Origin of the sequence: Neptuniibacter halophilus, from assembly GCF_030295765.1 — a bacterium.
Taxonomy (GTDB): domain Bacteria; phylum Pseudomonadota; class Gammaproteobacteria; order Pseudomonadales; family Balneatricaceae; genus Neptuniibacter; species Neptuniibacter halophilus.
Genome location: NZ_AP027292.1, coordinates 3,004,213 through 3,019,884 on the forward strand (window position 1 = coordinate 3,004,213; position 15,672 = coordinate 3,019,884).

At 54.4% G+C, this 15,672-nt stretch carries 14 protein-coding genes and 1 pseudogene; 12 read left to right on the forward strand and 3 right to left on the reverse strand.

Annotated features, from left to right (window positions below; genetic code table 11):
• Positions 1–34 precede the first annotated feature (34 nt).
• The 5 genes and pseudogenes from dinG to sixA all read left to right on the forward strand — a co-directional run bounded on the left by dinG (position 35) and on the right by sixA (position 5,470).
• A complete protein-coding gene (dinG, locus tag QUD59_RS14025) occupies positions 35–2,155 on the forward strand; it encodes an ATP-dependent DNA helicase DinG (protein WP_286237737.1) in 2,121 nt (706 codons plus the stop codon).
• A 28-nt stretch (positions 2,156–2,183) separates the two neighbouring features.
• Positions 2,184–3,470 (forward strand): annotated as a pseudogene (rhlB, locus tag QUD59_RS14030) (ATP-dependent RNA helicase RhlB); the annotation flags it as partial.
• A gap of 280 nt (positions 3,471–3,750) precedes the next feature.
• Positions 3,751–3,966 (forward strand): hypothetical protein, encoded by a 216-nt coding sequence (locus QUD59_RS14035; protein WP_286237738.1) that lies wholly within the window; start codon positions 3,751–3,753, stop codon positions 3,964–3,966.
• Between the two features lie 26 nt (positions 3,967–3,992).
• Positions 3,993–5,021: an NAD(P)H-dependent glycerol-3-phosphate dehydrogenase gene (locus QUD59_RS14040; protein ID WP_286237739.1), complete on the forward strand. Its 1,029-nt coding sequence runs from the start codon at positions 3,993–3,995 to the stop codon at positions 5,019–5,021.
• Positions 5,018–5,470: a phosphohistidine phosphatase SixA gene (gene sixA, locus QUD59_RS14045; protein WP_286237740.1), complete on the forward strand. Its 453-nt coding sequence runs from the start codon at positions 5,018–5,020 to the stop codon at positions 5,468–5,470. Before QUD59_RS14040 ends, sixA begins: the two co-directional genes overlap by 4 nt.
• Here the strand turns inward: sixA and QUD59_RS14050 are convergent.
• On the reverse strand, positions 5,394–7,217 hold the full coding sequence (locus QUD59_RS14050; RefSeq protein ID WP_286237741.1) for a PglL family O-oligosaccharyltransferase: 1,824 nt from the start codon (positions 7,215–7,217) through the stop codon (positions 5,394–5,396). The two genes, sixA and QUD59_RS14050, sit on opposite strands and share 77 nt — an antisense overlap.
• Before the next feature lie 91 nt (positions 7,218–7,308).
• Here QUD59_RS14050 and QUD59_RS14055 point away from each other — a divergent pair, with 91 nt between their 5' ends.
• The 3 genes from QUD59_RS14055 to QUD59_RS14065 are packed head-to-tail and all read left to right on the forward strand — an operon-like array spanning position 7,309 to position 9,904.
• Positions 7,309–8,157 carry an alpha/beta fold hydrolase gene (locus tag QUD59_RS14055; RefSeq protein WP_286237742.1) on the forward strand — a complete coding sequence of 283 codons (849 nt, stop codon included), beginning with the start codon at positions 7,309–7,311 and terminating at the stop codon, positions 8,155–8,157.
• An 8-nt stretch (positions 8,158–8,165) separates the two neighbouring features.
• On the forward strand, positions 8,166–8,993 hold the full coding sequence (locus QUD59_RS14060) for a DUF4892 domain-containing protein (protein ID WP_286237743.1): 828 nt from the start codon (positions 8,166–8,168) through the stop codon (positions 8,991–8,993).
• Between the two features lie 17 nt (positions 8,994–9,010).
• Complete coding sequence (locus QUD59_RS14065; RefSeq protein WP_286237744.1) at positions 9,011–9,904, forward strand: patatin-like phospholipase family protein; 894 nt, start codon at positions 9,011–9,013, stop codon at positions 9,902–9,904.
• Here QUD59_RS14065 and QUD59_RS14070 read toward each other — a convergent pair whose 3' ends face one another.
• Positions 9,905–10,462, reverse strand: a complete 558-nt coding sequence (locus tag QUD59_RS14070) for a Smr/MutS family protein (RefSeq protein WP_286237745.1) — start codon at positions 10,460–10,462, stop codon at positions 9,905–9,907.
• Between the two features lie 65 nt (positions 10,463–10,527).
• On the opposite strand from QUD59_RS14070, the gene prmB reads away from it, so the two are divergent.
• The 4 genes from prmB (at position 10,528) to QUD59_RS14090 (ending at position 14,712) form a co-directional block, all read left to right on the forward strand.
• Positions 10,528–11,454, forward strand: a complete 927-nt coding sequence (gene prmB, locus QUD59_RS14075) for a 50S ribosomal protein L3 N(5)-glutamine methyltransferase (RefSeq protein ID WP_286237746.1) — start codon at positions 10,528–10,530, stop codon at positions 11,452–11,454.
• 53 nt (positions 11,455–11,507) lie between these two features.
• Complete coding sequence (aroC, locus tag QUD59_RS14080) at positions 11,508–12,599, forward strand: chorismate synthase (protein ID WP_286237747.1); 1,092 nt, start codon at positions 11,508–11,510, stop codon at positions 12,597–12,599.
• A 91-nt stretch (positions 12,600–12,690) separates the two neighbouring features.
• Entirely contained in the window at positions 12,691–13,950 is a 1,260-nt protein-coding gene (locus QUD59_RS14085) for a threonine/serine exporter family protein (protein ID WP_286237748.1), read from the forward strand.
• Between the two features lie 36 nt (positions 13,951–13,986).
• Positions 13,987–14,712 carry a lytic transglycosylase domain-containing protein gene (locus QUD59_RS14090; protein WP_286237749.1) on the forward strand — a complete coding sequence of 242 codons (726 nt, stop codon included), beginning with the start codon at positions 13,987–13,989 and terminating at the stop codon, positions 14,710–14,712.
• Here the strand turns inward: QUD59_RS14090 and QUD59_RS14095 are convergent.
• Positions 14,694–15,557 (reverse strand): LysR family transcriptional regulator, encoded by an 864-nt coding sequence (locus QUD59_RS14095; RefSeq protein ID WP_286237750.1) that lies wholly within the window; start codon positions 15,555–15,557, stop codon positions 14,694–14,696. The genes QUD59_RS14090 and QUD59_RS14095 overlap by 19 nt on opposite strands.
• Between the last annotated feature and the right edge of the window lie 115 nt (positions 15,558–15,672).

Here is a 15,672-nt window from a genome sequence, read left to right on the forward strand (position 1 = left end):
GAATTCCCCGGTCAACCCTGCAGGAATTCCAGCCTTGTTAGATCAGCAGCTCAAACGCACTATTCAGGATGCCTACACCGCGTTTCTGTCCAACCGCGGGCTTAAGGCACGCTATGGTCAGAAGATGATGATTGCTGAAGTCGCACGCACGCTGGGCTCTATCGATCAGGATTCAGAAGGTGTACGCAGCGGTGGTCAGCATATCTGCGTCACAGAAGCCGGCACGGGTACCGGCAAAACCATGGCTTATCTGCTGGCTTCTGTTCCCGTGGCTCAGCAGCGTAAGAAGAAAGTGGTCGTCGCTACAGCAACAGTTGCCCTGCAGGAGCAGCTCATTCTCAAAGATCTGCCGCAACTGGTCAGTTCTGCAGGTGTCAATCTGACCTATGGGCTGGCAAAAGGTCGCGGCCGGTATTTCTGTATCTCCAACGCGGAAAAGATGCTTGAGCAACAGAATGAGCTCGGTCAGATCGCGCTATACGAAGACGAGGTTGCCCGCCAGCTCGAGTCAGCGGATGTTGCTGAGCTCAAATCTCTGCTCAGCCTTTATGCCTCAGGGGAGTGGGATGGTGACCGCGACGGGCTCAAGGAGACTGTACCTGATCCTGTCTGGCGTCTGGCGACCAGTGATCATATGCAGTGTACCAACCGGCGCTGCAGTAATTTTTCTATCTGTCCGTTCTTTAAGGCGCGTCAGGAGCTTGATAAGTGGGATCTGATTGTTGCCAATCACGATCTGGTGCTGGCGGATCTCTCGCTGGGGGGCGGTGCGATTCTGCCACCACCGGAAGATACCATTTACATCTTTGATGAAGGGCACCATCTGGGCGGTAAAACCACCGGTCACTTTTCCTACAGTCTGCGGCTTAAATCCAGTATCCGCTGGCTTGCGAAGACAACCCGTAGTCTGAACAAGTTGCTGACCGAAAGCGCTGAGCATATGGTGCTCAGAAACTATATTGAAACCCTCGCTACCCCCTTTGCGGATATGGAGCATTCTCTGCAGGAGTGGCAGCTACTGATGCAGCAGTTGCTTGAGGATAAATTGCAGGGGCCAAGTGACCGTTACCGGTTTGCACAGGGGATGATTCCCGAGGCGTTGCAGTTGATCAGTCATAATGTTGCCAATTCAGCAGAGCGGGTCGTACTTAAGTTCGAGCAGATTGTGGATCTGCTGAAAGAGGGGCTGGACGGAGAACTGGCTGATCTGCCGCGGGACCTTTGCGAAAAGTGGTATCCGCAGATGGGGGTGATGCTGGCCCGGCTGCAGTCAGTGTTCTGGCTGGCCCGGAGTTATTCGGTAGCCGATCAGGCCGGTGGTTTGCCTACGGCACGCTGGGTGGTAAAAGTCGACGGTCCTGAGGGGCTGGATATTGAATGCTGTAGCAGCCCGGTGTCTGCTGCAGATACCCTGCAGGAGCACCTCTGGAAGCCATGCTATGCCGCAGTGATTACTTCGGCTACGTTGACGGCGCTGGGGCGCTTTGACCGGCTGTATGCTGATTTGGGGATTCCTGCCGAGAGCCCGAATGCGGTGTTTGCCAGCCCGTTCGATTTCGCCAATGCGGCCGAGTTAAGGGTGCCAGCGATGCGGTCGGACCCCGGTAATCCGGATGCCCACAATCAGGAACTCGCAGACTACCTGTTAGCGCAGTTGCCCGGGGAGCAGGCGGCACTGGTTTTATTTAGCTCCTGGCGGCAGATGCGGTATGTTCTTGAGCAGATGCCTGATAAGATTGTGGCCGATATTCTGGTGCAGGGTGATCTGGCCAAACATGAGATATTGCGGCAGCACCGGCAACGTATTGATGAACAGAAGCCAAGTGTTATTTTTGGTCTGGCTTCGTTTGCCGAAGGTGTTGATCTGCCGGGTAGTTACCTGACTCATGTCATTATCACTAAGCTGCCGTTTGGGGTCCCGGATGATCCAGTGGATGCGACCTACTCCGAATGGCTTGAATCTCAGGGACGCAACCCGTTCCAGGAGTGGGTGATACCCCTGGCGTCAATGCGTTTGACCCAGGCAACCGGACGCTTATTGCGCACAGAACAGGACGAGGGCAGGATAACCCTGCTCGACCGACGCTTTATTACCCGTCGTTATGGTAAACAGTTGCTTGCAGCACTCCCGCCATACCGACGCAATTTTTCTTAGGAATAGTCAATTGAGTACAGAAGCAAAAGTGGAAGCTCAGCCAAACAGCTCAGAAAATAAGAAGAACAAGTCCACGCGTAAACCCCAGCAGCGACGCCGCCGTCAGGGTAGCCGAAACAAGCCGCGCTGGACACCGGAGCAGTTCGTCGTGCCCGCCGTTGAAGGTAAAGTACGTTTTCACGACTTTAATCTGCCGGACGATGTGCTGCATGCCGTGGCGGATCTCAACTTTGAGTACTGCACAGAAATTCAGGCAGAAACCATTCCTTCTGCGTTGCAGGGGCGAGATATTATCGGTAAGGCCCAGACGGGCACCGGTAAAACCGCCGCTTTTCTGCTGGGTATCGTGACTGATCTGATCGATTACCCGATTGATGAGAAGCGCCCTCTTGGGCAGCCGCGGGCACTGGTCGTTGCACCGACCCGTGAACTGGCCCTGCAGATTGCCGAAGACGCTAAAGGTCTGTCCAAATATACGGATCTGCATGTGGTGAGTCTGGTTGGCGGTATGGATTATGACAAGCAGCGACAGAAACTGAAAAAGCCGGTCGATATTCTGGTGGCGACTCCGGGTCGTCTGATCGACTTTATTAACCGCAAGGATGTCGATCTGTGGAACGTTGAGGTTCTGGTGCTGGACGAAGCGGACCGTATGCTGAGCATGGGCTTTATTCCGGATGTCCGTACCATTGTCCGCAATACCCCACGCAAGGGTGCAGATCGTCAAACTCTGCTCTACAGTGCGACGTTCACTGACGACATTCTTAATCTGGCCGAGCAGTGGACGCTGGATCCGGTAAAAATTGAGATTGCGCCGCAGATTAAAACCACCGATAACGTGACTCAGACGGTATACCTGGTCTCCGGCGAAGAAAAATATCGTCTGCTACGTAACTACATGGACAAAGATCATGCTGAAAAGGTGATCGTGTTTGGTAACCGTCGTGATGAAACACGCCGTCTCGCTGAGCGTCTGTGTAAAGATGGTATCAAAGCGGCACTGATGTCCGGTGAAATTCCACAGGCTAAGCGAGTACGTACCCTGGAAGACTTCCGCAGTGGTGAAATTCAGGTGCTGGTAGCGACTGATGTTGCCGGCCGTGGTATTCACATCGATGGCGTAACACATGTGTTCAACTACCAGCTGCCGGAAGACCCGGATGATTACGTACACCGTATCGGTCGTACCGGGCGTGCCGGAGCAACCGGTGCCTCCATCTGTTTCGCCTGTGAAGATGATTCCTTCCTGATTCCTGAAATCGAAGCGGAAACCGGCGTTAAACTGGAGTGTGTTCACCCTGAACCTGAATTGCTTCAGGAGCCTCAGGCAGCGGGTGTCGCTGTGAAACAGCCGGTTGCAGATACTGAGACAGAAGAGGCTGAGCAGGCTGAAGAAACAGTGGCTCTGGCTGAAGACGCAGCATCTGAAGAGGCGGTAACGGCAATCACCGAAGCAGCTGAGTCTAGCGCAGATGAAACTACTGCTGCAGAGGCGGAAGATCAGGCGCAGGTTCAAGGTGCGGGTGCACAAAGTGCCTCTGTTGATACCGAAGCGCAGGCTGCTGATGAATCCCCGGTAAAGGCAAAGACCGAAGATGGCACAAGCGGACAAACACAAAACTAAGCGTATCGCCAATATCGCTGCGATTGTATTCAGTGCGGTGATTGCCGCACTGGGCGTCGCGGGCTACCAGCGTACTGAAGACCCTTTGCAGCTGATCTTATTTCTGGCGCTTGCCGGCGCAGGATATCTGATTGTTATGCTGTTGTTTAAAGGGGTTAACAAAGTGCTGGACAGTCTGGATAACTGAAAAATTAGCCAGGGCGTACCCAATCTATGTCAGAAACAAAAAAAGTAGCTGTTCTGGGTGGCGGAAGCTTCGGTACAGTCATTGCGAACATTGTCGCAGAAAATGGTCATTCAGTAGGTCTCTGGCTGCGTGAACAGTCCCGTGCTGATCTGCTGAATCAGTCGCATGAAAACAGTCGTTACCTGCCAGACTACCGGTTATCAGAGAACATCACGGCATCCTCTTCTCTGGAGGAGGTGCTGAGTGATGCTGAGCTGGTTTTCGTGGCAATTCCGAGTCAGTCCTTTCGGGATGTTATTCGCCAGGCTGTGCCATGGTTGAAACCGGATCAGATGCTGGTCAGCACTACAAAAGGGATCGAAGCACAGACTTTCAGTCTGATGAGTGAGATTCTGCGTGAAGAGTTACCTCAGGCCCGGGTGGGCGTGCTCAGTGGCCCGAATCTGGCAAAAGAGGTTGCAGCACGCCAGTTGACCGCTACGGTGATTGCCAGTGATTGTCCTGAGCTGCGAAGCGCCGTTCAGGGGATGCTTCATTCCGCTTATTTCCGGGTTTATGCCAGCTCAGATACCTATGGCGTGGAACTGGGGGGGACGCTGAAAAATATCTATGCGATTGCTGCGGGCCTTAGCGCAGCACTGGGTATGGGCGAAAATACCAAGAGTATGCTGATGACCCGCAGCCTTGCTGAGATGAGCCGGTTTGCGGTGTGCATGGGGGCTAACCCCATGACCTTTATCGGACTGGCCGGTGTCGGCGACCTGATCGTCACCTGTATGTCGCCGCTCAGCCGAAACTACCGTGTTGGCTATGCGCTGGGTGAAGGTAAAACCCTGGAACAGGCTGTCGAGGCGCTTGGGCAGGTGGCTGAAGGTGTTAATACCATCAAGCATGTGCGGGAAAAGGCCTGCGATATGGGTGTTTATATGCCGCTGGTTTGCGGTCTCTATGAGGTGGTGTTTAATAAGGCGCCGGTTGCTGAGGTGGTAAAAATGCTCATGATGAACGAGCAAAGCACCGATGTTGAATTTGTACTGCCACGTAGTGAGTCATGAACTTCTATCTGATGCGTCATGCCGAGGCAGAGCTGTTTGCCGAGTCTGACGCAAAGCGATCGCTGACGGAGTCAGGTCGGCTTCGTTTACAGGCAAAAGCTGCTGATCTGCGTGATGCGCTGGCATCAGTTGACTGCATTGTTCACAGTCCCTATCTCCGTACCCGGCAGACTGCTGAAATCATGGCGGATACGCTGGGTGTTCAGGTGCTGGCTGAGTCTCCTCTATGGACTCCGGAGGCCGCTCCAATGGAAGCTATAGAGTCGTTAGAGGGGTATGTTGAACGCACACCTCTGGTTATTACACATATGCCGATCGTTGCCCTGGTCGAGGCGCTGCTGATTGAGGGGGGAACTCGTTACCCCGCAGGCTTTAATTGTGCTGAGATTGCCCTGATTGAGGCGGACTGGCCGGCTGCAGGGCTCGGGGTGTTAAAGCGCCGCTACTGATCTTTTGGTTTTTAAGCCGGAAGAATTCCCGGGCCTTTAACAGAGATGGATCCTTCGGGTATATCCGCAGTCCGGCATTAAGCACTCCGTCCCGGGCTGCTCTGTCACCGAGCGCATTGTAGGCATGGGCCAGATCAACGTAGTAGGTTTGCGCCGGGATTAACTGAATCGCCCGTTCCGCCCAGGAGATGAAATCATGAATCAGCTTAGGCTCTTTTTGCTGAATCCCCAGAAACATCTGTCTGCGCAGGATCAGGTAGGAGGCGTGGTTCTGAAAGTACCAGGAGTTAAGGCCGTCTTTCAGTAGTTGCGGTTGTTGCTGTCCTCCCGAGTAGTATTTCACCAGCCCGGCATTAGCGACCTGAGCGTTAGTCAGGACATAACTGCTGCATAAGGCGATTATGCTGAACACAGCTGGGATCAGTTTTTGGGCCAGTTCGGACAGCTTTTCAGTAGAGTGGACTTTCTTCTCATGCTGATGGGTCAGAAACAGCAGGTAGATCAACAGGATCCAGGGCAGGGTTGAAATATAAAAAGGCAGTTCTACCTGACTATGAAAGGTGATCGGCAGTAACAGTGCCGCATAGGCACTGCCCCGCTGCCAGCCACTGCGCCACAACTGGATAAAGGTCACGACTGCCGCAGCAATGATGCCAAGTATGCCGATCAGCCCCCCCTCTACCAGCCAGAAAAACAGTTCATTATGCGGATGTGAAAAGCGCGGCGAACTCTCCAGATTGACGTGACCGTTTTCCTGATACTCTACACGTTTCTCCTGGAATACATGCTGAAAACTGCCAATCCCATGGCCGGTTAACGGCTCCTCTGTAAACAGCTCCCATGAAGCCTGATAAATACTCCAGCGGATATCACCGCTCATGTCGGCGCCGGTCAGTCTGTCCAGTTTATCGACGGTTTTATGCAGACCCGAACTGCCGAGGGCGCCTCCGGTGAGCATGGCGATAATGGCCAGAGATACAAATTGCTTTCTGAAGAGAAGCAATCTCCAGCGGCCGGCGAACAGGAGTGCGAGTGCAGCTAACGCGCCGAGCAGACCAACTCTGGAACCGCTGAGCAGGAGAATGTAGCTGGTTGTAATGATTGTCAGCAGCAGGGCAAACCGAACGATCCAGTTCATCGTGCCCAGGGTCGGGCGGCTGATCAGATAGAAGCAAAGGGTCAGGCTGGTCGCCATAAAAGAGGACTGAATATTGACCTGCTGAAACGGGCCGACGGGCAGGTGCTCTTTGCTGATCACCATCCAGCGCGCATCTATACCGCCGGTAAAAACCTGTACCACGGCGTAGAGCGCCGCGAGTAATCCGAAAGTCATCAGCAGGTACAGGCTACGGTCAATCTGTTTCGGGGTAAGGCGGAACTGGAACAGGCTGAGGAAGAACAGATAGCCACCGGTTATAACCGAGATCCGTACGGACCATTCGGTGGGGTTGTTATTCTCGGCGATCAGTCCGGTAACAAATGCGCCTATCGGCAGGAGCGCCATGCCCAGCCAGTAGCGGGGCAGGATGATTTCGCCATGGCGGTAGATCTGAAAGCTGGCACTGGCGATAATCCAGCTTGCGACAATCCAGAGGGCGCTGTTGTGAGGAATATAAAGGCCTTCACCGCCGAAGTTGGGCTGGTAGTAAAACGGGGCGATCAGAAACAGCAGGGCAAACAGCAGGAAAAAAAGTTTTTGTGGTCGACCAAGGGAAGGATCTGACTCAAGCCGGGCTGTAAAATCCATATACTCACTGCTTCTGCTAAACCATGGGTCTGCAAGATATTAGCGCATTTTGTCGCTATAGTACCTAACAGATTAATTTTTAAGGAATACCATGTCTGACTATCACGACATCATTATTAATGCGGGCGATTACCAGTTAGCTGCGGTGGAATACGGTGATCCCGAAGGTGTGCCGGTTCTCGCGTTACATGGTTGGTTGGACAATGCCGCCAGCTTCTCAGTATTAGCCAGACATCTGCAGGGTGTCCGCCTGATTGCACTGGATCTGGTAGGGCATGGCCGGTCGGATCATCGACCTCAGGCAATGCCTTATCATATCTGGGATAACGTGGCTGACCTGCATGCGGTACTCAAAGCCCTGCAACTGGAAAAAGTCGATCTGATCGGTCACTCAATGGGGGCCAGCATCGCGATGTTGTTTGCGGCCAGTTTTCCACAGCAGGTAGGGCGGTTGTTGCTGATTGAAGGGCTGGCACCGCTGGCTTACGAGGTCGATGAGTTGCCCGGATTGTTTGCTGAGGCGGTAGTGAAGCGCAGCCGCATGGCAGAGAAGTCCCTGCGGCCCTACCCGGATTTTGAGCAGGCTGTTGAAGCCCGGATGAATGGCCGCTGGCCGGTCAGTCGCAGTGCTGCTGAAGCGCTTCTGGAGAGGGGGCTCAACAAAACTGAGCGGGGATATATCTGGAGTAATGATCCCAAACTTCTGTTGCCTTCATTGCTGCGCTTCAGTCCGGAACAGATCCGATCGTTCCTCAATGCAGTAGAAGCAGAGACGATGGTGATAAGAGCCAGTGAGGGAGCTTCAGACAGTATTATCGATCGCTGGGTTGATGATCTCAGGCAGGTTGAGGTGGTTGATATGCCAGGAGGCCATCATCTTCACCTGTATCATGAGGCGGCTGCAGAGATTGCAGAGCGCCTTGCAGCTTGGTTTAAATAGGGGCAGACATGCGTTTACTGGGTTTTATTCTGATGCTGATTCCGGTCGCTCTTCAGGCGGAAACGGATATTCGTAACTCTGCAGATAATGATCTTCTGCAGCGTTTTCCCCGCTCTTATATTGTCCAGTATCAGCAGGCCCGGGCTGAGGATTATCGTCTGGTGCTGGGTGGGCTGGAAAAAATTAACGGCGTGCTTGCGCCCGAGAAAGAGCGCCGCTTAAGTGGTGAGCTACAGCAAATTACTTACCGGATTCCGGATAATCACAGTGCCGAAGAGGCGTATGCGTATTTCGCTGATCAGCTTCAGCGTCTTGGTGCTGAGCGCTTATTCAGTTGTACAGGAAGAGACTGCGGCAGCAGCAATCAGTGGGCGAATGCGATTTTTGATTACTCCCGGCTCTACGGCGTCGACAGTACCCAGAGCTTTGCTGCCTATCGGCTGAGTGACCGGTTTTTCTCCCTCTATTCGGTCAGGCGCGGCAATAAGCGTGTCTATCTGCGGCTGGAATCACTGCAGTCTGATCAGTTAAGCCTTACCGACGCATTGCAGCAGGGAGATCCTGCTTTTCTGCAGGGAGCGTCGGGAGTGGATGAGTTGATCCGTTATATGCAAGAGAACACTGATCGCAAGGTCTGGCTGGTGGTATCTGATCATGGCGCGGGACGCTTTGAGGAGCAACTACAGCGCTCGCAGCAGCGTGCCGAGCAGCTTCGGCAGCAACTGCTGGAATCTGGCATTGCAGCCGGGCGGGTCAGAATTTTAGCTCAGGGCTCGTTTGTCACTCTGCAATCTGATCAGGGTCGTGTGCGGGTCTATAGCGAAGCGATTGATTAAGCCGTAAGGGGAAACGCATGGCTACTGTATCTCTTGTATTGGGCAGTGGTGGAGCCAGGGGCTACGCCCATATTGGTGCCATCGAGGAGATTGAACGTCGGGGTTATCAAATCGTTGCGATCTCAGGTAGTTCCATGGGGGCTCTGGTAGGCGGCATGTATGCGGCGGGCAAACTCAGTGATTATCGTGACTGGGTACTCAGTCTTAACTGGATGAAGGTGGTCCGTTTACTGGATTTTACCCTCTCCCACGGCGCTATTCGTGGCGATCGGGTGTTTGTAAAGCTCGCGGAAATTCTCGGCAACCCTGATATCGCAGAGCTGTCTGTCGATTACACGGCGGTGGCGGCCGATATAGCCCATCAGAAAGAGGTCTGGTTTCAGAAGGGCTCCCTGCTGGAGGCGATTCGTGCCTCGGTGGCGGTTCCTGGGATGTTCACCCCGGTGATCAAGGAGGAGCGGGTGCTGGTTGATGGCGGGGTGCTCAACCCGTTGCCGATTATTCCCGCGGTTGCCGCGCAGGCCGACCTGATTATTGCGGTGGATCTCAACACCGGCGATTCCAGTCACAGTCATCTCCGGCTTCCGAGCAATAAATATCTGAAGCGCAGCGGGATGAGCGATGAGTGGCAGGCACCTAATGCGAACATCGAAAAACGGGATCGCGTCAAAGCGCAGAAGAATCATGTGCTGGGCGGGCGGATGGATATTCTCCTGAACTCCGTTGAGGTGATGCAGGCGAGTCTGGCGGAATATAAAATCGCCGGTTATCCGCCGGATCTGGTGATTCGTATTCCCAAAGATCTGTGCAGTTTTTATGAGTTTCATCGGGCGGCAGAGACGATAGAGTATGGTCGCCTTGCAGCCCGAGATAAACTTGAAGCTCTGGAAAAGGGTGATCCGATTAACTGATCACCGCTCCCGCTTCAGAAGCACATAGAGCGCACCCGCGCCGCCATCCCGGGCCTGAGCAGAGCAGAAGGCCAGCACGCCGTCGAGGCGCTTGAGCCACTCATTGACGTAAGATTTGATTAATGCCTGCTGGCTGCCGGAGGAGTGGGCTTTGCCGTGAACCACTAACACACAGCGGCAGTCGTTACGGCGTGCATCAAGAATAAACTTACTCAGCTGGTCTCGTGCCTGATCGACGGTGTAACCATGCAGGTCCAGACCCTGCTCCCAGGGGATATGCCCCTGTTTCATTCGCTTCAGCAGACGTAGCTGGACGCCGGGGTTGGCAAACAGCAGCTCCTCGCCGGACTCCACCAGATCCACCGCTTCATCGGACAGGCCGTCAATCACCTTGTGTTCTTCCTGCATCGCAGCCTGACGACGATAATCCGCATTCAGTTGTTTCTGCCGGCTGCTGGTTTTACTCAGGTCGGCCCGGTCATGATGATGCCGGCTGACACCCTGCATCGCCTGCAGGAATGAATCCTCGTCATTTGCGGTGTCGTGCGGGTCTTTCATGGTGTTCCTGCTAGAGTTTTATTAAGATGGCGCGACTAATTTATCAAACAATCGGTGTCGACTGAATGAGTGAACAAGCCGGGATGCCCGCAACGATTGAAAATCAGCTGCACAGTCTGCGTGATTATATCCGATATGCCATGAGTCAGTTTAGTGAACATCAGGTCTATTTCGGTCACGGTACCGATAATGCCTGGGACGAAGCGACTCAACTGGTTCTGGCGGCGGTCTACCTGCCCTGGAATGCGAACCCTCAGGTGCTTGACGGGCGTCTGACGTTGCAGGAAAAGCGCCGGGTGCTGGAGTTTATTCGCAAACGCGCCGAGGAGCGCATCCCGTTGCCTTATATTACCCGCGAATCCTGGTTCTGTGACTTGCCTTTCTACGTTGACGAGCGGGTGCTTATTCCGCGTTCGCCTATTGCTGAGCTGATCGAAAACCAGTTTTCTCCCTGGTTGCGCCCGGGGCCGGTGGATCGGGTGCTGGATCTCTGTACCGGCAGCGGTTGTATCGGTCTGGCCTGTGCTTATGCGTTCCCTGAAGCGGAAGTTGATCTGGCTGATATCTCCGGCGATGCAATCGATGTTGCCAGGCATAATGTCGAAAAGCATGAGATGACCGAGCGGGTTCACGCCATTGAAAGTGATCTTTTCTCCGGTTTGCAGGGGCGGCGTTATGATCTGATTGTCAGTAATCCACCGTATGTAGACGCGGCGGATCTGGCAAGTATGCCGAATGAATACGGACATGAGCCTGAACTGGCGCTGGGCTCCGGCCCGGATGGGCTGGATATAACCCGACGGATTCTGCGCGAAGCCAATGACTATCTCACTGATGACGGATTGCTGGTGGTAGAAGTGGGTAACAGCGAAGTGCATCTTATGAGTCAGTACCCGCAACTGCCTGTGGTCTGGTTGGAGTTTGAGCGCGGTGGCAACGGTGTATTCGCCATCACTGCAGCCGATCTTATGCAATACAGGGATCAGATTTAATCTGCTATAATCCCGCCCCTTGTTTTTAGTGAGTTTTTGGATGGAACACGGCGATGTCAGGAAATAGTTACGGTAAGCTGTTCACAGTTACTACCTTTGGTGAGAGCCACGGTAAAGCCCTGGGCTGTATCGTCGATGGCTGCCCTCCGGGCATTGAGCTGAGCGAAGCGGATCTGCAACTGGATCTGGACCGCCGCAAGCCGGGCACCTCTCGCCATACCACCCAGCGTCGTGAAGCGGATGAGGTGGAGATTCTGTCCGGTGTATTTGAAGGACGCACCACAGGCACGCCGATCGGTCTGCTGATCAAAAATACCGATCAGCGTTCCAAAGACTACTCGAATATCGCAGAGACGTTCCGTCCGGCCCATGCCGACTATGTTTACAGCCATAAATACGGATTCCGTGACTACCGTGGCGGCGGCCGCTCTTCGGCCCGTGAAACCGCTATGCGCGTGGCGGCCGGTGCGATCGCTAAGAAATATCTGTCCAGCAAAGGCATCGGGGTACGTGGTTACCTGTCACAACTGGGGCCGCTGAAGATCGATATGGCCCGCTTTGACTGGTCTCAGGTTGAGCAGAATCCGTTCTTCTGCCCGGACGCTGCGATCGTTCCTGAAATGGAAGAATATATGGATGCTCTGCGTAAAGAGGGTAATTCCATCGGTGCCCGTATCAGCGTCGAAGCCACCGGTGTTCCGGTTGGTCTCGGTGAGCCGATCTTCGACCGTCTGGATGCTGACCTGGCGCATGCGCTGATGAGTATCAACGCGGTTAAAGGGGTTGAGATCGGTGATGGTTTTGCCTGCATCGAGCAGAAAGGCACGGAACATCGTGATGAGATGACGCCGCAAGGTTTCCTCTCTAACCATGCTGGCGGCATTCTCGGCGGTCTCTCCACTGGTCAGTCAATTACCGCCCATATTGCGCTGAAGCCGACCTCGAGCCTGCGTCTTCCGGGCCGTAGCATCAACGCCCGTGGTGAAGAGATTGAGGTGGTGACTAAAGGGCGTCATGACCCGTGTGTCGGTATCCGGGCAACGCCTATTGCCGAAGCGATGATGGCCATTGTATTGATGGACCACCTGTTACGTGATCGGGCGCAGAATGCTGATGTGAACAGCGAGATTCCGGTGATTACCTGACCTGATCTCAGATCTGTCGCTTCGGGAAGGGTAAATTAGTGATAATTTACCCTTTTTTATTTTCCCAATTTTCGTTGTACGAGCCATGTCTATGTCGTTTGATCTGCTGGATCATATCTCTCTGGATAAACAGCCCAATTTCCCGCCACGCACGTTGCCGGTCGGGTTTATGCTGCGTCTGGCTAAAGCGCTGCATACCAACGGCATGACAGCTTATGAGCTGGAAGCGACGATGAAGCAGGTCGGGCAGACGCTGGGCTTTGGGGTGCAGTGTCTGGCTCAGCCGACCAATCTGATTATGAGCTTCTCCCATCCGGAAGAACCGGAGCCTAAAACCTATGTTTTCCGGGTTGAACAGGGCGAGGTTAATCTTGAGCGCCAGATTCAGGTGAATAATGTGGTGCGCGGGGTGATGTCGGGTAGTCTGAGTGTGGCGGATGGTGCCGGTGAGCTGAAGGCGATCAACAATGCGCCGGTAAGGTTTGGTGTTAAAGGGCAGATGGCGGGGTTTGGCCTGCTTTCGGCGGGTATTGCGCACCTGCTGGGCGGCGCGGTACCGGAGATTGGCGTCGCACTGATCATTGGTATGCTGACCGGGCTGATCGCGGTTAAGTTCTTAAAGACCGACTCTTTGCGTTATCTGTTCCCGACGCTCTCGGCAATGATTTCGGCATTGCTGGCCAACTTTGTTGCCAGTCTGGGATGGCTCAGTTCCCCCTATATTGCGACCGTGGCCGGGGTGATTGTGCTGGTGCCGGGTTTGCCACTGACCACGGCGGTGGCTGAGCTGGCGCGGCAGAATATGGTCTCGGGCACCGCCCGATTAGTCTATTCCGGGACGATCTTTCTGCAGATCGGTTTTGGGGTAGCGATAGGTAATGCCGTCGGGATGGGGCTGTTTCCGGCTCAGGATGTAACCCTGCACTGGTACCTGCCGGACTGGACCCTGTGGCCGGCCATTATGATTGCCGGGGTCGGGCTTTGTTTTCTGTTCCAGAGCCGTCCGCGGGATCTGCACTGGGTGATATTAGGTGGTCTGATCGCCTTTGCCACGACCTGGTATGGCGCGCAGATGTTTGGTCAGGTGATGGGGGCCTTTATCGGTGCTTTTACGACCGGAGTGGTGGCCAATCTGTTTGAACGCCTCTCAGGAATCACCCGTGGGGTGATGCTGATGCCGGGGATTATTCTGCTGGTACCGGGAAGTGTTGGCTTTCAGAGCCTTTCTCTGCTGGTGGAAAAAAATGTACTGGAGGGGATCGATACTGCCTTTAGCATGAGCTTTGTAGCCATTGCGCTGGTAACCGGGCTGTTGTTCTCATCTCTGGTATTGCCCCCTAAAGAGGTCTGATGATTCGCTTAAAAGCCTGCTAAACTGGCGTTTATGATGAGCTTACCTGCACCGCTTAACCGACTGATGATCTGTCTGACGCTGATGGCTGTCGGGCCGGTTTTGTCTGTTCAGGCCGGGGAGATCCGCAAGATTGTGCATCCGGACGGGCGTGTCGAGTTCACCAATCTGAGCGATCGTGAGCGCGGCGTACACTTCACCAATCAACAACGCGGTTCCACGACACAGGTTTACAAATACCGTAATCAGAGCGGGGTGATCTCATTCTCCGACCAGCGCCCGATTGATACCGGTTTTGAGGTGTTACGCTTTGACTGTTACGCCTGTCGTCTGGATTCTAAAGTGGACTGGCACAACACGCCATTGAACCTGTCTGCCTATCGCGAACAGGTACGCTCCATGGCGAAGAAATACGCGGTGGATGAAGCGCTGGTCAGAGCCGTGATCCATGCGGAATCCGCATTTCGCGCCGATGTGGTATCCAGAGCCGGGGCGCAGGGGCTGATGCAACTGATGCCTGCAACCGCCCGGGATCTGGGGGTCAGCAACAGCTTCAATGTAGAACAGAATATTGAGGGCGGCACGAAGTATCTGGCGGAACTGCTGAAAAACTTTTCTGGCGATGTGCGTCTGGCGACGGCGGCCTACAACGCCGGGCCGGGTGCGGTCAGTCGTTACAAGGGGGTTCCGCCCTATGAGGAAACCCGGGCTTACGTGCGCCGGGTTTCGATTCTGCAGGAGCGTTATGCTGCTGCGCTCTGATCTGCTCCACTGAAATAGGCTTTACTCAGGCCGGCGGCCAATGCGCTGTCAAACAGCGGGTGGGGCCGTGGCGCTACGGCCAGTACGATATCTACCGCCGGCAGAGGTGGTAAAACCCCTGAAGGTACCGGACAGAGCCCGGCACTGAGGCTGGAGTTGGCCATCGCACAGAGTCCCAGTCCTTTTCGCAGCAGGCTTTTCAATACGGTGGCACTGGATGAGCGGCAGACCAGCCGGTAGTGAATACCCTGTTTTTCAAGTCCGTCCACGGCGCTGCTGTGAAATTTACAGTCGGCTTCGTAGAGTACCAGCGGCAGCACTGCCTGTTGCAGCAGATCCGGGTAGCCGCCATGGGCCCAGATACCACTGTCATGTTTAAGCAGATACCCCTCCTCCGCTTCCGGTGCGCGGGTCAGAATGGCTGCATCGATCTCTCCCGCATCCAGCAGCAGGCGTAACTGGCTGCTGGTGTCGCAGCGCACCCTGAAGTTAAGCCTTGGGCGTTGCTGTCTGATCAGTTCTATCAGGTCGGGCAGAATGGATTCGGCGTAATCGTCCGGGCACCCCAGCGTCAGGGGAGGGTGATCGCCACTGCCTGAAAACTGTCCCAGCGCCTCATCATGCAGTGCCAGAATCCGGCGTGCATAGCTGACCAGTTGCTGGCCCTGATCGGTCAGCGCGAGATTTCGTCCTTCGCGCACAAACAGCGTCTGGGAGGTTTCCTCCTCCAGCTTTTTCATCTGCATGCTGATGGCGCTCTGGGTTCTGCAGATCTGTTTCGCTGCCCGGGTAAAGCTGCCGGTATCGACAAAAGCGATAAAGCTTCTCAGTGCGTCTATATCCATGGTGAGTTCCAACCCATTACCAGCGTAAATAGAAACCATCAAAATTATGCGTTAGTCAGGCGAAGTGCAAGTTGCCAGAATGAAGAAACTTCTTTTCAGGTGCCTTAAATGGAGG

What these genes read in the sequence shown, in the direction of transcription:
- QUD59_RS14090 (WP_286237749.1), top strand. Translation starts at nt 13,987, where the DNA reads ATGAGCTTACCTGCACCGCTTAACCGACTGATGATCTGTCTGACGCTG.
- sixA (WP_286237740.1), top strand. Translation starts at nt 5,018, where the DNA reads ATGAACTTCTATCTGATGCGTCATGCCGAGGCAGAGCTGTTTGCCGAG.
- QUD59_RS14085 (WP_286237748.1), top strand. Translation starts at nt 12,691, where the DNA reads ATGTCGTTTGATCTGCTGGATCATATCTCTCTGGATAAACAGCCCAAT.
- QUD59_RS14040 (WP_286237739.1), top strand. Translation starts at nt 3,993, where the DNA reads ATGTCAGAAACAAAAAAAGTAGCTGTTCTGGGTGGCGGAAGCTTCGGT.
- QUD59_RS14055 (WP_286237742.1), top strand. Translation starts at nt 7,309, where the DNA reads ATGTCTGACTATCACGACATCATTATTAATGCGGGCGATTACCAGTTA.
- QUD59_RS14035 (WP_286237738.1), top strand. Translation starts at nt 3,751, where the DNA reads ATGGCACAAGCGGACAAACACAAAACTAAGCGTATCGCCAATATCGCT.
- aroC (WP_286237747.1), top strand. Translation starts at nt 11,508, where the DNA reads ATGTCAGGAAATAGTTACGGTAAGCTGTTCACAGTTACTACCTTTGGT.
- QUD59_RS14095 (WP_286237750.1), bottom strand. Translation starts at nt 15,557, where the DNA reads ATGGATATAGACGCACTGAGAAGCTTTATCGCTTTTGTCGATACCGGC.
- QUD59_RS14070 (WP_286237745.1), bottom strand. Translation starts at nt 10,462, where the DNA reads ATGAAAGACCCGCACGACACCGCAAATGACGAGGATTCATTCCTGCAG.
- QUD59_RS14060 (WP_286237743.1), top strand. Translation starts at nt 8,166, where the DNA reads ATGCGTTTACTGGGTTTTATTCTGATGCTGATTCCGGTCGCTCTTCAG.
- prmB (WP_286237746.1), top strand. Translation starts at nt 10,528, where the DNA reads ATGAGTGAACAAGCCGGGATGCCCGCAACGATTGAAAATCAGCTGCAC.
- QUD59_RS14050 (WP_286237741.1), bottom strand. Translation starts at nt 7,217, where the DNA reads ATGGATTTTACAGCCCGGCTTGAGTCAGATCCTTCCCTTGGTCGACCA.
- QUD59_RS14065 (WP_286237744.1), top strand. Translation starts at nt 9,011, where the DNA reads ATGGCTACTGTATCTCTTGTATTGGGCAGTGGTGGAGCCAGGGGCTAC.